This window comes from Desulfomicrobium baculatum DSM 4028, assembly GCF_000023225.1.
GTDB lineage: Bacteria > Desulfobacterota > Desulfovibrionia > Desulfovibrionales > Desulfomicrobiaceae > Desulfomicrobium > Desulfomicrobium baculatum.
The window spans coordinates 3,378,707-3,393,942 of record NC_013173.1 but is presented as its reverse complement, the minus strand read 5'-3'; the positions used below and the strand labels follow the sequence as shown (position 1 = coordinate 3,393,942).

The window sequence follows — 15,236 nt, the reverse complement described above, 5'->3', positions numbered from 1 at the left end:
CTAGCCTTTATATTCCAGGGTCAGGGAGTTGCCCTTGTCGTTGTAGCGCACGGCGTGGGCATAATTGCGGAAAATCTCGTGTCCGCGCCCGCTGACGTCGTCGGCCCGGCTGCTGGCCAGCATGTGTCTGTCCCAGGCGAATCCCTGCCCTTCGTCCGTAATCTGCAGATCAAAGCCGCCTGCGCTGGCCAGTAGCCGGAACCGCACGGATTTGGCGCGGTCCAGGCGGTTGCCGTGAATCATGGCGTTGTTGAGCGCCTCGCGCGCCAGGAGCGAGAGCGGGAAGAGGTGCTCGCTGCCGTTTCTTTCCTCCAGAAAAATGCGGAGCTGCTCCACAGAGCGGTCCACGTTTTCCAGGCTTGTGTCCATTTCCAGGGCGAATCCTTGGGCCAGCGGCGTCAATTTGAACATGTCAGACCTCCAGAGCAAGGAGGATGGTGTCATCTTCCCGTGGCGCCCCCGGCACGGCGAGGGCTTCGTGGATTGCGTTCACGGCCTGCGCCAGGGGCAGGTTCCGGTACGCTTCGCAGATCGCGCAGAGTCGGGCCTGTCCGTCCTCCCGCGTCATCTTCTTGTCTCCGAAACCTTCGATGAGCCCATCCGTATACATGAACAGCCGGTCGCCGGGCTGCACCGAGAGTTCCAGGGCTTCGAACCAGACGGCATCGAAGACGCCCAGGATGTCCCCGGAGGGTTGCGGGATTTCAATTCCTCCCCCGGCCCGAACCAGAACGGGCGAGGGGTGTCCGGCGTTGATGTAGCGCAGGGTCCGCTGCTCGCGGTTCAGGCGGGCGAAACCGGCCGTGATGTGGGTGCCGCCGGTCAGGATGCGGCAGAGGACGCTGTTGATCATGGTCAGACTCTCCGCCGGGGAGGTGACCAGATTGCAGTTCTGGCTGAGCAGGGCCTTCAGGGCCGAGGTGATGTAGGATGTGCCGAGGTCGTGTCCGCTGACGTCGGCCACGACGTAGTCGAAGGTCGTCCCGCCGACATGCAGCACGTCATAAAAATCTCCGCCCGCCTCAAGGACCGGTTCATAACGCACTGCGAACCCCGCCTCGGGCAATTCCGCGGGCAGGACCAGCAGGGCCTGCTGTGCGTCCTGGACCTGGGCCAGGCGTTGGGCCTGGGCTTCGATGAGGGCGCGGTAGGTGAAGCGCAGCTTCAGGTGCACCTTGACTCTGGCCAGGACTTCCGCCTTTTCGAAGGGCTTGGAGATGAAATCGACCCCGCCCACTTCCAGGCCCCGGACTTTGCTCGACGTGTCCGTCAGGGCGGAGATGAAAATGATCGGGATGTCGGAAGTCTGCGATTGCTGCTTCAGGAGCGCGCAGGTGGCGTAGCCGTCTTCATCGGGCATCAGCACGTCGAGCAGGATGAGGTCGGGGGAGTGCTCGGCCGCGAGTGCCCTGGCCTCGGGGCCGCTGGTGCAGGACAGGGTGCGATATCCGTTCTTTTTGAGGACGATATCAAGGAGCCGTATATTGAGCGGTTCGTCATCGACGATGAGGATGCAGGGGGTCGTGTCTTTCACTGTGTTCGCCATGGGGTGTGGAGTTGAGGGATGTCCTGGCAGGATAGCTGAAATCGGCGGGAATGCAAAGGATCCTGGCGCATCCGTGAACGCGCGTCCCCGGAGCGGGACGCGTACCTCGGGCTCGTGTTTCGGAACATTACTATGGATAAGGAAAAGGATTCGCAGCTCGCGCTTCTTGCGGCCGGCCGTGAGAGGCAGGCTTTCTGGAAAAGTTTCAAAAAAAATGCGCAACATGCAAAAGAGATATTGACAGGAGTCGAAAAGCGAAGATATATGCGGCTCTCCATTTAGGTGCGTAGCTCAGTGGGAGAGCACTTGCTTGACGTGCAAGGGGTCAGGAGTTCGACCCTCCTCGCGCCTACCAAAAAAGAACTCATAGGGAGGCACAGCCTCCCTATCGTGTTTGTGAGGCAGGGCATTATGGTTCAGATACAAGGGCAAGACGTCGAGGTTCAGGCTGGTCAGACATGCGCGGATGTGTTGCGCGCTGTCCTCTCCGGCAAGAAGATGAAGTCCGCGGTGGCCTGCGTTTGCGACGGGGCGCTGCTCGATTTGGCTCGCCCGGTGCCCGCCGGAACCGCCGTCATGGAGCCCGTGTTTCTGGAATCGGCCGAGGGGCTGAGCGTGCTGCGCCACAGCGCCGCCCACGTCATGGCTGAAGCGGTCAAGGAACTGTTCCCCTCCGCCAAGGTGACCATCGGTCCCGATGTCGAGAGCGGCTTTTATTACGATTTCGATTTCGAGCGTCCGTTCACTCCCGAAGATCTGGAAAAGATCGAGGCGCGCATGACGGCGTCCGTGGTCGCGAACCAGCCTTTTTCCCGCGAGGAAATGAGCGCTGTCGAGGCGAGGGCGCTTTTTGCCTCCATGGGCGAAACATACAAGCTTGAAATCATAGATGACCTTGGCGCCGATCAGGTCTCTCTCTATCGTCACGGCAATTTCGTGGACCTCTGCCGCGGTCCGCACCTGCCCTCGACCGGGTTTCTGCAGGCCGTGAAGCTGACCTCCGTGGCCGGTGCCTACTGGCGCGGGGATTCGAAGCGTCCCATGCTGCAGCGCATCTACGGCACCGCCTTCGCCACCCCCAAGGAATTAAAGGCCCACCTGGCCATGATCGAGGAAGCCAAGAAGCGCGACCACCGCAAGCTCGGCCCCCAGCTCGACCTGTTCAGTTTCCATGAACGCGGCGGCGCGGGCATGGCCTACTGGCATCCCAAGGGCGGCCTGGTGCGGACTATTCTCGAAGATTTCGTGAACAAGGAAATGATCCGCCGCGGCTACGGCATCGTGCGCACCCCCCAGATTTTGAAGCGCGACCTGTGGGAGACCTCCGGCCATTACGCCAACTACCGTGAGAACATGTATTTCACGGAGATCGACGAGGTGCCTTACGGGGTCAAGCCCATGAACTGCGTGGCGCACATGCTGATCTACAACACCAGCCAGCGTAGCTACCGCGACCTGCCTGTCCGCCTGTTCGAGTTCGGCGTCGTGCATCGTCACGAGCTGTCCGGCGTGCTGCACGGGCTCATGCGCGTGCGCCAGTTCACCCAGGACGACGCGCACATCATCTGCCGTCCTGACCAGCTTCTGGACGAGATCAAGGGCGTCATGACCTGGATTCAGGATCTCATGGGCGTCTTCGGCTTCGAATATTCCATGGAAATCAGCACCCGGCCCGAGAAATCCATCGGTTCCGACGCGGACTGGGAGCGCGCCACGAGCGCCCTTATGGACGCCATGGGCCAGATGGAGCTTCCGTATACGATCAACGAGGGCGACGGCGCCTTCTACGGTCCCAAGATCGACGTCAAGCTGCGCGACTGCCTGGGCAGGCAGTGGCAGTGTTCGACCATCCAGGTCGATTTCACCTTGCCGGATCGTTTTGACTTGTTATACGTGGGCGAAGATGGCGAGCGGCACCGTCCTGTCATGGTGCATCGCGCCATCATGGGTTCGGTGGAGCGTTTCATCGGCATTCTGACCGAACATTTCGCCGGAGCTTTTCCGGCATGGCTTGCGCCTGTCCAGGCCCGCATATTGACAGTGACCGACAACCACGACGAATTCGCCCGCAAGTGCCAGGACGCGTTGCAGCGGGAGGGAGTGCGCGTGGAACTCGATCTGCGCAACGAGAAGCTGGGATACAAGGTGCGTGAGGCGCAGATGGAAAAAGTTCCGTATGCGCTGGTCATTGGGGATCAGGAAGTCGAGCAGGCCTGCGTCAACGTGCGCATGCTGGGTGGCAACAATCTGGGCGTCATGTCCGTCGATGCGTTTGCCGACCACTTGCGGCAGGAATGCGAAAAACCATTTAAACATGGAGGAATGAGATATTCTTTCAGCTGCTAAGGCCCGCCGGAACAAGCAAATCAGGGCCAAGGAAATCCGGGTTGTTGGAGATGATGGGAATCAGCTAGGTATCATGACCGTGCCCGAGGCCTTGGAACAGGCCGAAGCAAAGGGACTTGATCTGGTTGAAGTGGCGCCCAACGCCAAGCCGCCGGTCTGTAAAATTATGGACTACGGCAAGTACCTCTACGAGGAAAAGAAAAAGTCACAGGAAGCCAAGAAGCGTCAGACCCAGATTCAGGTCAAGGAAATCAAATTCCGCCCGCACACCGACGATCATGACTTGATGACCAAGATCAAGCACATCAGAAGGTTTATCGAGGACGGAGACCGCTGCAAGGTGACCGTGTTTTTCCGTGGCCGCGAAATGGCGCACAAGGATCGAGGGCAGGTCATTCTGGACCGGATCGTGGAGATGGTCTCCGATGTCGCCAAGGTCGAGCAGACCTCCCGAGTCGAAGGCCGGACCATGTTTCTCCTGCTGGCAGGGCTTCCCAAGAAATAAGCTCCCTCTGCCGCCTTATTTAGAAAAATTTCCCGCCACATTGGCGGGAGGGAGCAGTATTGCCGGTCGCTCACGCGGCCATTCAAGTCTGTTTGAGGAGGAACTATGTCAAAGGTGAAAACCAACAGAAGTGCGGCCAAACGTTTTCGGGTCACGGGCACTGGCAAGGTCAAAAGAAGCCACGCCAACATGCGCCACATCCTGACCAAGAAATCCGCGAAGCGCAAAAGACAGCTGCGTCAGTCCACCATGACTGCCCAGTCCTGTGTCGGCGCGATTCGTCGTATGGTACCGTACATTTTCTAGTTCCGGCATTGTGCCGGGACGGAACGACTCAGCGTATAGTCATTTCCCACTATGCCTGATTGCGAAAGGAGAAGATCATGAGAGTAAAAAGAGGAAAGACTGCCCACAGAAGGCACAAAAAGTACTTGGCCCTGGCCAAGGGCTATCGCGGAGCACGCAGCAAGCTGTACCGCACCGCCCGAGAAACCGTTGAACGCGCCTTGTGCTTCGCTTATCGCGACAGAAAGCAGAAGAAGCGCGCATTTCGGAGACTGTGGATCGTGCGCATCAACGCCGGCGTGCGTGAATACGGTTTGACCTACAATCGTTTCATGCATGGTTTGAAGCTCGCCGAAATCAATCTTAACCGGAAGGCCCTGGCCGACATGGCTGTCTATGAAAAAGACGCCTTTGCCGCCTTGTGCCAAATGGTAAAATCCAAGGCGAACTAGTGGCTAACGATATTATTCGCAAGCTTGAAAGCCTGGTCCCGGAGCTTAATGAAGCCCTGGGCCAGGCTTCTTCATTGGAAGAGTTGGAGGAACTGCGCGTTCGTTTTCTCGGGCGCAAGGGCCTCCTGGCCGATCTGATGTCCGGTTTGACCGCACTGGGCCCTGAAGAGCGTCCGGCTGCGGGCAAGGCCGCCAATCAGGTCAAGGTCGCCATGACGTCCCTGTGGGAAGAGCAGGTAGCCGCCTTGAAGTCCCGCGCACGGGAGCAGGCTCTGGGCGCGTTTGACGCCTCGGTGCCGTCCTGGAAGCCGGATCTGGGCTCGCTGCATCCCGTGACCCTGGTCACCCGCGAAATCTGCGCGGTGTTCACGAGCCTCGGTTTCGAGGTCGTGTCCGGACCGGAAGTGGAGAACGACTTCAACAATTTTGAAGCGCTCAACCTTCCCCCCGAACATCCCGCCCGCGACATGCAGGACACCCTGTACATTTCGGATTCGATCCTGCTGCGCACCCACACTTCGCCCTTGCAAGTGCGGACCATGCTGGCCCGCAAGCCGCCGCTGGGCGTCATCGCGCCGGGCAAGGTCTATCGCCGGGATTCGGACATCACCCACACCCCCATGTTTCATCAGGTCGAGGGACTTCTCGTGGACACGCATGTGACCATGGCCGATCTGCGGGGCATCTTGACCGCCTTTGTGCAGAACGTGTTCGGTCACGACACCAAGGTCCGTTTTCGCCCGAGTTTTTTTCCCTTTACCGAGCCCAGCGCCGAGGTGGACATCAGCTGCGTGATCTGCGGCGGCAAGGGCAAGGTGAACGGCGAGCCGTGCCGCGTGTGCAAGGAGACGGGCTGGGTGGAGATCCTCGGGTGCGGGATGGTCGATCCGGCCGTGTTCCGCAAAGTCGGCTACGACCCGGAAATCTATACGGGCTTTGCCTTCGGTCTGGGCGTCGAGCGCATCGCCATGCTCAAATACGGCATCGGCGATCTGCGCATGTTTTTCGAGAACGATCTGCGGTTCCTCCGGCAATTCGCCTGAGCGAACATAAGGTTTTGCCATGCTGCTAAGCTTGAACTGGTTGCGGGAATTCGTGCCCTATGAAGGGGACGTCAAGGCGTTGGGTGACAGGTTGACCATGCTCGGTCTGGAGGTGGAGGAAATAGCCAATCCCTTCGCCGCCCTGGAGAAGATCGTGGTCGGGCATGTCCTTGAGAGGGCCGTGCATCCGTCTTCGGACCATCTTTCGGTCTGCAAGGTGGATATCGGCACGGGCGAGATCCTCGACATCGTTTGCGGTGCTCCCAACGTTGCCGCCGGTCAGAAAGTGCCCGTCGCCCCCGTGGGCACGACCATGCCCGGCGGCCTTGTGATCAAGAAGGCCAAGCTGCGCGGCGAGCCGTCCTGCGGCATGATCTGCTCCGAGCGTGAGCTCGCCCTGGGCGAGGGGCATGAGGGCATCATGGTCCTGGATCAGGCGCTTGTTCCCGGCACCCCCATCTGCGACGCTCTGGGCCTTGATCAGGTTGTGCTGGACGTGAGCATCACCCCCAACCGCGCGGACTGTCTTTCGGTTCTTGGTCTGGCCCGGGAAGTGGCGGCCGCCTTCGGTCTGCCCTTGACGATTCCGCAGGCTGAGCTGGCTGAAAGCGGGGAACCCTTCGCAGGCTTCGCCATCGAGCCGGACGCCGAGCTGTGTCCTCTCTATCAGGCTCGCCTGATCCGGGACGTGAAGATCGCGCCCAGCCCCGACTGGCTCAGATATCGCCTCCTGGCCGTCGGCCTGCGTCCGATCAACAATATCGTCGACGTGACCAACTACGTGATGATGGAGTGCGGTCAGCCATTGCACGCCTTTGACCGGGAGTTGCTGCGCGGGAACCGCATCCGGGTCGAACGCGCCCAAGAAGGCATGACCCTGATCACCCTTGACGGCCAGGATAGAACTTTGACGGCAAAAGACGTGCTCATCTGGGATGACGAGCAACCCGTTGCCCTGGCCGGCGTCATGGGTGGAGCCAATTCCGAGATCGGCGCAGGCAGCGCCACGGTGCTGCTGGAGAGCGCGGTTTTTGATCCGGCGTCCATTCGCAAGACGGCCCGGCGTCTGGGACTTTCCAGCGACGCCTCCTACCGCTTCGAGCGCGGCGTGGATCAGATCGGGAACACCCATGCCATGAACCGGGCCGCAAGTCTCATGGCCGCCGTCTCCGGCGGCGCGGTCGCTCCCGGCGTGGCCAAGGCCGAGCCCCGGCCGTTCTCGCCCAGGATCATTCCCTTTGCTCCGGCCAAGGCCACGAGGCTGCTGGGCGTTGAGATGTCGCCCGAATTCTGCCGCGAAACCCTGACCCGCCTGGGATGCGTCGTCGCCCCCGGCGAACCCTGGCAGGTCACTGCGCCATCCTTCAGGCTGGATCTGGAGCGCGAGGTCGATCTCATCGAAGAGGTCGCCCGGGTCTACGGAATGGACCGCATCGAGGCGGTTCTGCCCACGGTCACGAAGAGCCTTGCCGATCTCGACAAGGCCGACCCGACCTTTGCATTCCTGAGCCAGGTCAAGGACTGGGGCCGGGGCGCAGGTCTTGCGGAAGTGGTGAATTACAGTTTTGTCGGCACGGCGGATCTGGATCGTTGCGGGCTGCCCCTGGAGGGCCGGGTGCATATTTTCAACCCGCTGAGCGAGGAAATGAATGTCCTGCGCACGGAGCTGGCCCCCGGGATGCTGGGCTCGCTGCGGCAGAACATGAGTCAGGACAACACCCGCATCCGCATCTTCGAGGTCGCGCATTCCTTTGTGCAGGACCCGGGCAGCGACACCCTGACCCGCGAAAACAACCGTCTTGGCATCCTGTTGCACGGCGGCCGTTTTCCCGCGCGCTACCCGTACCCCGAAGGCCGCTTCGGGTATGCCGACATCAAGGGTTTGGTGGAGCACCTCCTTCTGACCCTCGGAGTAGGGGCCGCAAGCTTTGAGCGCGGCGGCGAGCATGCATATCTTGCTCCTGAGATTCTGGTACGCGCCGGAGACGTGGTCGTGGGCCGGGTCGGCATGATCCGCGAGGATCTGGCCGACGCCTATCAGGCGCGTGGCGAAGTCTGGTATGCGGAACTGGATCTCGACCTGCTCATGGGCCTGCGCCTGCATGTCGCGTTCAAGGCGATCCCGAAATTCCCGGTGGTTCGCCGGGACATGACCCTGGTCGCGCCCGAGAGTCTTGCAATCGGCGCGGTAGTTGATACGGTCAAGGAAATGCAGGAACCGCTGCTTACGGATGTCTTTCTGGTCGATGTGTATGCTCCGGAAGGGAGCGCGGAACGCAATCTGACCTACCGTTTTGTGTACCGTCACGCGGAGCGCACCCTGAAAGACAAGGAAGTGGAAAAAATCAATCTTCGCATTGGTCAGCATCTGGTCGAGAGGTTGTCTGTCCGTTTTTCCTGACAGGCTTCGCGGGCCAGGAGGGAACGTGCTCAAACCCGTTACGCCCGACACTGAAAAACGTTTGCGCATAGGGCAGGTTGCCCGGCGGCTTGGCGTGGAACCGTATGTGCTGCGTTTCTGGGAAGAGGAGTTTCCCCAGTTGACCGCGGCCAGGACCTCCAAGGGACAGCGCTACTACACCGAGGAGCATGTTCGCGTCCTGGAGCAGATTCGTCACCTCCTGTACGTTGAAAAATTGACCATCAAGGGCGCACGCCAAAAACTCGAAGGAGCGGCCTCCGTGCGGGCCCCGCTGGACGCGATCCGGGGTGAGTTGCAAGAAATTCGCCGCCTGCTGACTGAAAATCCCTGACTTGCATAAGGTCGGGGGTTTTTTTTGCGAAAACGAGGTCCTTCCATAAATCTTTACATGGCGTTTCCGACGCCGTAGCGTTTTTTTGTTCAGTTTCTTCAATAAGCCGAAAATGTCCTCAAGGAAGGCCATGTTAAAAGTTTACGCCGACAGACAGGGCAAAGCAGTCTTTCATTGCCCCCATTGCGGTTTCGCCACCACTTTTGATGCCTCGGCCTATCGGAATCGTGACAGCCGCATCAAGATTCGGTGCCGCTGCGGCGAAAGCATGATCATGCTGGTCGAATTCAGGGAGTACTATCGCAGAACCGTGTCGCTGGTCGGATGGTGCCACGTGCACAGAACTGAAAAGGATCTGGAAATGAAAGTGCGCGATTTGTCCCTGAGCGGCTTGTCCTTTTCCCTTGAATCGCCTTCTGAAGAAGATCAGGAGGCCCTGCAAATCGGCGACGTGATTACGGTGCGGTTTCGTCTTGATTCTCCGCCTGAGAATTTCATCCAACGAACGGCCTCGATCCGCAATATCCGCAGCGGGGTCATCGGAGCCAAGTTTTCCAGGAGCGAGTATGACAAGGAACTCGGATTTTACCTCCTGCATTGATTCCGCGCGGAGGCATGCATGAGCCAGGATCGTGATCTGGATACCGGCAACGGTAACGGCGCGGGCAACGAAGAGGTCTTCAAGCCCATTATCCAGCTTTTGATCCGCGAGGGGCATCTGACCATCCAGCAGGCGCAATACGCGCGGCGGGTCTCCTCCAAGCTGCATATGAGCAAGCCGCTGTGCGAGGTCGTGCGGGAGCTTGGGTATGTCACGGATGAAAACATCCGCCAAACCGTTCGCCGCAATCAGGGCGAACTGCGCATCGGCGACCTGCTGAACGGTTTGGGCTATTTGACGGACGAGGAGCTCAACCGCGCCCTGGATTTGCAGCTGCAGGGCGGGCGGCAGCAGAAGCTCGGCGACATCCTCATCCAGCATAAATTTCTGGCTGACGAGAAACTGACGGAAATACTGGCCATGCAGCTCGGATTGCCGATCCTGGAGCTGACGGCCAAAGAGCCGGACCCCGGACTGATGAGCCGTGGTCCCGTGGAGTATTACGAACAGTACCGCTTTGTGCCTTTCGACATGCAGCCTGATGGCGCGGTGCGGATCGCCTTTGTCGATCCGCTGGATCCGCGCAGCCTGGATGCGGCGCGGGACTATTTCGGCAAGAACATTGTCGTCTGCATTACGCGGGTCAGTCAGCTCGACGACGTGCTGAGCAAGCGCAAGGAAGAGCTGCGCATCGGCAACGGGGCGGACTTGAACCGCCTGAACATCGTCGAGATCGCCAATTCCATCGTGCTGGCCGCGTTCAAGCGCGGGGCCAGCGACATTCACGTCGAGCCCATGGCCGACCGGCTGCGGGTCCGTTTTCGCGAAGACGGCGTCATGGTCCATTTCCGCGATTATCCCATCGGCGCGGTGGCTCCGCTGGTCAGCCGTTTCAAGATCATGTGCGGCGCGGACATCGCGGAGAAGCGGCGGCATCAGGACGGGCGGCTCATTTTTAATCACATGGGCGTGCAGATCGACCTGCGCATGTCCTTCTACGTCACGGTGTACGGCGAACAGATCGTCATGCGCCTGCTGAAGAATCAGGAAGAGCTGTTGCCCATGCACGAGCTGGGAATGCTTCCGGGCATGCTCAGCCGGTTCATGGACGAGGCCCTGGACGCGCCGTCCGGGGTCATCATGGTCACCGGGCCCACAGGTTCCGGCAAGTCGACCACGGTGTACAGCTGCATCAATTATCTGAACCGGCCAGAAGTGAGCATCATCACGGCCGAGGATCCGGTGGAATACAAGGTGCGCGGGATTGGGCAATGCTCCATCATGCCCTCCATTGGCCTGACCTTCGAGGAGACGCTGAAGCACATCGTCCGCCAGGATCCGGATATTGTGGTCATCGGCGAGGTGCGCGACCATTTTTCGGCGGAGATGTGCATTCAGACCGCCTTGACCGGACATAAGGTGCTGACGACCTTTCACACCGAGGACAGCATCGGCGCCCTGGTTCGCCTGCTGGATATGGACATCGAGCCGTTTCTGGTTTCCTCGACCCTGTCCTGCATTCTCTCGCAGCGACTGGTGCGACGGGTCTGCCCGCATTGCGCGGTTCCCTATCAGCCCGACCTGAGTCAGCTTCGGCGGATGGGCTGCACCTACGGCGATCTGGCCGGCGCCGAGTTCCGCAAGGGGCGGGGGTGTGCGGCCTGCAGGCACAGCGGGTACAAGGGCCGTCTGGCCGTGTATGAGATGCTCATTCCGGAAGTCTTTATTCGGGATGCGGTGTTGCAGCGCAAGACGACTCATGAGCTGCGCGTGATCAGCGTGGAGAAGGCCGGCATGATTTCCCTGATGGAAGACGGGATCACCAAGGCGGCGATTGGAATGACCACGGTGGAAGAGGTCTTGAGGACCTTGCCTCGGGTCCAGAAACCCCGGCCTCTGGCCGATTTGCGACGGATACTCGGAGTCTAGGAATGTTTGAAATTGCCTCTATTCATGACCGCGTGCGGGAGTTTCTGGATGAACCCGGCAGCGACCTGCCTGTTTTCGATCGCACGGCCCTTCTGGTGCACCAGGAGGCGACCAAGGCCGACCCGGACACCGACAAGGTCATCAGTTACATTGCCCAGGACCAAGTGCTCGCGGCGGAAGTGCTCAAAGTCGCCAATTCCTCTTTTTTTCGCGGCATCAAGAAAGTCAGCCGGATTCAGGACGCCGTGGTGCGCATCGGCCTGCGCGAGGTGGTCAATAGCGTGATGGTGACCACGCAGCGCAAGAACTACAGCTCCCGCAACCCGTTCGTGCAGCAATACACGGCCACCTTGTGGAAACATTCCGTCGCCTGCGCTTTCGGCGCCCAGTGGCTGGCCAGGCGTTGCGACCACGTCGAGCTCGTCCCCGAGGCTTTCATCGCCGGACTCATTCACGACGTGGGCAAGCTCCTTGTTTTGAAAGCCCTGGTTTCGGTGGGCGAGAAAGACAAGGACGCGCCCAGGATCACCAAAACCGCAGCCGATGAATTCGTCGAAACCATGCACCCCGAATGCGGTTTTTTGTTGCTCGAAAAATGGAATCTGCCCGAATCCTACTGTCATGTCTGCCGGGATCATCATCGCCGGGATTATGACCAGGGCAACACCCTGCTGGTTCTGGTGCGGCTGGCCAATCTTGTGTGCAGGAAGATAGGCATCGGCCTGCGCCAGGACCCCGACCTGATCCTTGTCACCAGTAGCGAGGCCGGGATTCTGGGGCTGTCCGACATCATCCTGGCGGAACTGGAAATCGCGATGGAAGATCATGTGGCCAACGCGGTAATCTGACCTTCATTCACACACCAAACGTCCCAATGGAGACATCACGACAATGAAGCTGGCGCAACGCATTACCAGGATCAAGCCTTCCGCGACCCTGACCATCAACACCAAGGCCCAGGAGCTGCGCGCCGCAGGACGGCAGATTGTCAGCCTGGCCGTGGGCGAGCCCGATTTCCGCACCCCCGAACATGTCTGCGATGCGGCCAAGATCGCCATGGACGAGGGCTTCACCCGCTACACTCCCGTACCGGGCATCCCTGAGTTGCGCACGGCCGTGGCCGGGTATTTCAAGACGTTTTACGGCGTGGACGCGGCCATGGAGAATGTCGTCGTGACCAACGGCGGCAAACAGAGCCTCTACAACCTGTTTCAGGTGCTGCTTGACCCGGGCGACGAAGTCATCATCCCCGCGCCGTATTGGGTCAGCTATCCTGCCTTGGTGCAGCTGGCCGACGGCGTGTCCGTTTTCGTGACCACGGAGCCGCAGAACAATTTCCTGGTCAGCGTGGAGCAGCTGGAAGCGGTTCGCACACCGCGCACTCGCTGCCTGATCATGAACACGCCCTCAAACCCCACGGGCTGCCATTACACCCAGGCGCAGCTTGATGCCATAGCGGCCTGGGCCGTGGACAAGGGCGTTTTTGTCATTTCCGATGAAATTTACGACCAGCTGGTTTACGCTCCGGCAAAGCCCGCTTCCCTGGCTCCCTGGTGGCAGCGCTATCCCGAAAATTTCGCCGTGGCCAACGGCCTGGCCAAGAGCTTCGCCATGACCGGCTGGCGGGTTGGCTACACCTTGGCCCATGCGGACCTGATCAAGGCCATGACCAAGATTCAGGGCCAGTCCACATCCAACATCTGCTCCATCGCCCAGAAGGCGGCCCTGGCGGCCCTGACCGGCGGATGGGAATGTCTGACCCCCATGCGCGAAGCCTTTGTGCGTCGCCGCGACCTCGGGCTGTCCAAGATCCGGTCCTGGGGGCATGTGGTCTGTCCGGAGCCGGCCGGGGCGTTCTACCTGTTTCCGCAGGTGGATTGGTATTACACGCCCGAAGTGCCGGATTCCACGGCCCTGTGCGGGCTATTGCTGGACAAGGCCGGCGTGGCCCTGGTGCCTGGCGCGGCCTTTGGCGATGACCGCTGCATCCGTATTTCCTATGCGCTCGATGACGAAACCCTGTCCGGTTGCCTGGACAGGATCGGCCAGGTTCTGCACAGTTTGAAAAAATGACCGGAGGTTTCCTGTGATTGACCAGTCCGCTCCTTGGAAAGCTTTGCGCGAACACGTCTCGGACCTGGTCCCCATGCGGGAGCTTTTCGAGCGCGATCCGGGCCGTTTCGATCGTTTTTCAGCGGAAGGCGCCGGTCTTTTTCTGGATTATTCCAAGAACAGGGTCACGGACACGACCATGAACCTGCTTTTTGATCTGGCCGGCGAGGCCGACGTGGCCGGGCGGATCGAGGCCATGTTTTCCGGGACGCGGATCAACACCACGGAGAATCGGGCCGTACTGCATGTGGCTCTGCGGGCGGATGCGGAGCAGCCCATTCTCGTTGACGGGGTGAACGTGGTCGAGCAGGTGCAAGCGGTACTGGACCAGATGGAGGTTTTCACGGCCAAGGTCCGCTCCGGCGAATGGAAAGGCTGCACGGGCGAGCGTATAACGGACGTGGTCAACATCGGCATCGGCGGTTCGGACCTGGGGCCGCGCATGGTCACGGCGGCGCTTGACTACTACCGTCAGCCCGACCTGAATTTTCATTTCGTGTCCAACATCGACGGCACGCACATCGCTCAGGTGCTGGGCAGGGTTCGCCCCGAGAGCACGCTTTTCATCATCGCCTCCAAGACCTTCACCACCCAGGAGACCCTGACCAACGCGCACACCGCCCGCGACTGGTTCCTTGGAAGCGGCGCGGCGCAGGCCGACGTGGCCAAGCATTTCGTGGCCTTGTCCACCAATGAGCCCGCTGTCAAAGACTTCGGCATCGACCCGGCCAACATGTTCGCCTTCTGGGACTGGGTCGGGGGGCGCTACTCCCTGTGGTCCTGTATCGGCATGTCCATCGCCCTGGCCGTGGGCATGGAGAATTTTCGCGAACTTCTGGCCGGTGCCAGGGAGATGGACAGGCATTTCCGCACAACGCCCTTTGAACAGAATATCCCCGTACTCCTGGCACTCCTGGGTGTGTGGTACCGCAACTTTTACGGTCTTGAGGCCCATGCCGTGCTGCCTTATGATCAATATCTGGCGCTGTTGCCCGCGTATCTGCAGCAGGCGGACATGGAGAGCAACGGCAAGGGCGTGACCCGGGATGGGCGGCCCGTGACCTACGCCACTGGCCCGATCCTGTGGGGCGAACCCGGCACCAACGGCCAGCATGCCTTTTACCAGCTCTTGCATCAGGGCACGACGGTCGTACCCTGCGATTTTCTGGTCGCGGTCAATCCGCTGCATGAGGTTGGCGAGCATCACACTATCCTGCTGGCCAATTTTCTGGCCCAGACCGAGGCCCTCATGCGTGGCCGCACCCTGGCCGAGGCCGAAGGGGAGCTGGCGAGCCTCGCGCCCGAGGCCCGGGAGGCGCTGGCCCCGCACAAGGCATTTCCCGGCAACCGACCGAGCAACTCGCTGGTCTATGAACGCCTCACCCCGCGCGTGCTCGGTAGCCTGATCTCCATGTACGAGCACAAGATTTTCGTGCAGGGCGTTATCTGGGGGATCAATTCCTTTGATCAGATGGGCGTGGAGCTGGGCAAGCAACTGGCGGGGGTGATTCTGCCGGAACTTCGCGGCGGGAAGGTGGCCGGACACGATGCGTCGACCCTGGGCCTCATCCGTTACTGTCTTGACCGGCGCACATCGTAGAACCTAACACAAGATGTCCCGGGGCTGCGAGCCCCGGCATTCGCTCTTCCACATTTTTGACCTC

At 60.3% G+C, this 15,236-nt stretch carries 14 protein-coding genes and 1 tRNA gene; 13 read left to right on the top strand and 2 right to left on the bottom strand.

Annotated features, from left to right (window positions below):
* On the bottom strand, positions 1–411 hold the full coding sequence (locus DBAC_RS15010) for an ATP-binding protein (protein WP_015775163.1): 411 nt from the start codon (positions 409–411) through the stop codon (positions 1–3).
* Between the two features lies 1 nt (position 412).
* Complete coding sequence (locus tag DBAC_RS15005) at positions 413–1,534, bottom strand: PP2C family protein-serine/threonine phosphatase (RefSeq protein ID WP_228644902.1); 1,122 nt, start codon at positions 1,532–1,534, stop codon at positions 413–415.
* 292 nt (positions 1,535–1,826) lie between these two features.
* On the opposite strand from DBAC_RS15005, the gene DBAC_RS15000 reads away from it, so the two are divergent.
* The 13 genes from DBAC_RS15000 to pgi all read left to right on the top strand — a co-directional run bounded on the left by DBAC_RS15000 (position 1,827) and on the right by pgi (position 15,172).
* Positions 1,827–1,901: transfer RNA gene (locus DBAC_RS15000), tRNA-Val, on the top strand.
* Positions 1,902–1,954: 53 nt separating this feature from the next.
* Positions 1,955–3,892, top strand: coding sequence for a threonine--tRNA ligase (thrS, locus tag DBAC_RS14995; protein WP_043812877.1), 1,938 nt, complete (start codon positions 1,955–1,957; stop codon positions 3,890–3,892).
* A complete protein-coding gene (infC, locus tag DBAC_RS14990; protein WP_015775160.1) occupies positions 3,876–4,397 on the top strand; it encodes a translation initiation factor IF-3 in 522 nt (173 codons plus the stop codon). The genes thrS and infC overlap by 17 nt, the downstream gene beginning before the upstream one ends.
* A gap of 105 nt (positions 4,398–4,502) precedes the next feature.
* Positions 4,503–4,703: a 50S ribosomal protein L35 gene (gene rpmI, locus DBAC_RS14985; protein WP_015775159.1), complete on the top strand. Its 201-nt coding sequence runs from the start codon at positions 4,503–4,505 to the stop codon at positions 4,701–4,703.
* A 77-nt stretch (positions 4,704–4,780) separates the two neighbouring features.
* The gene (gene rplT, locus DBAC_RS14980) at positions 4,781–5,134 is read left to right on the top strand and encodes a 50S ribosomal protein L20 (RefSeq protein WP_015775158.1); all 354 of its coding nucleotides are present in this window, start codon (positions 4,781–4,783) and stop codon (positions 5,132–5,134) included.
* Positions 5,134–6,177: a phenylalanine--tRNA ligase subunit alpha gene (gene pheS, locus DBAC_RS14975; protein WP_015775157.1), complete on the top strand. Its 1,044-nt coding sequence runs from the start codon at positions 5,134–5,136 to the stop codon at positions 6,175–6,177. The genes rplT and pheS overlap by 1 nt, the downstream gene beginning before the upstream one ends.
* A gap of 19 nt (positions 6,178–6,196) precedes the next feature.
* Positions 6,197–8,578: a phenylalanine--tRNA ligase subunit beta gene (gene pheT / locus DBAC_RS14970; protein ID WP_015775156.1), complete on the top strand. Its 2,382-nt coding sequence runs from the start codon at positions 6,197–6,199 to the stop codon at positions 8,576–8,578.
* 25 nt (positions 8,579–8,603) lie between these two features.
* Positions 8,604–8,930 carry a MerR family transcriptional regulator gene (locus DBAC_RS14965; RefSeq protein ID WP_015775155.1) on the top strand — a complete coding sequence of 109 codons (327 nt, stop codon included), beginning with the start codon at positions 8,604–8,606 and terminating at the stop codon, positions 8,928–8,930.
* A gap of 130 nt (positions 8,931–9,060) precedes the next feature.
* The gene (locus DBAC_RS14960) at positions 9,061–9,531 is read left to right on the top strand and encodes a PilZ domain-containing protein (protein ID WP_015775154.1); all 471 of its coding nucleotides are present in this window, start codon (positions 9,061–9,063) and stop codon (positions 9,529–9,531) included.
* A gap of 18 nt (positions 9,532–9,549) precedes the next feature.
* Positions 9,550–11,460: a GspE/PulE family protein gene (locus tag DBAC_RS14955; protein WP_015775153.1), complete on the top strand. Its 1,911-nt coding sequence runs from the start codon at positions 9,550–9,552 to the stop codon at positions 11,458–11,460.
* 2 nt (positions 11,461–11,462) lie between these two features.
* Positions 11,463–12,308: an HDOD domain-containing protein gene (locus DBAC_RS14950; RefSeq protein ID WP_015775152.1), complete on the top strand. Its 846-nt coding sequence runs from the start codon at positions 11,463–11,465 to the stop codon at positions 12,306–12,308.
* A 43-nt stretch (positions 12,309–12,351) separates the two neighbouring features.
* Complete coding sequence (locus DBAC_RS14945) at positions 12,352–13,533, top strand: pyridoxal phosphate-dependent aminotransferase (RefSeq protein ID WP_015775151.1); 1,182 nt, start codon at positions 12,352–12,354, stop codon at positions 13,531–13,533.
* Between the two features lie 13 nt (positions 13,534–13,546).
* Positions 13,547–15,172, top strand: coding sequence for a glucose-6-phosphate isomerase (gene pgi / locus DBAC_RS14940; protein ID WP_015775150.1), 1,626 nt, complete (start codon positions 13,547–13,549; stop codon positions 15,170–15,172).
* Positions 15,173–15,236: the final 64 nt, after the last annotated feature.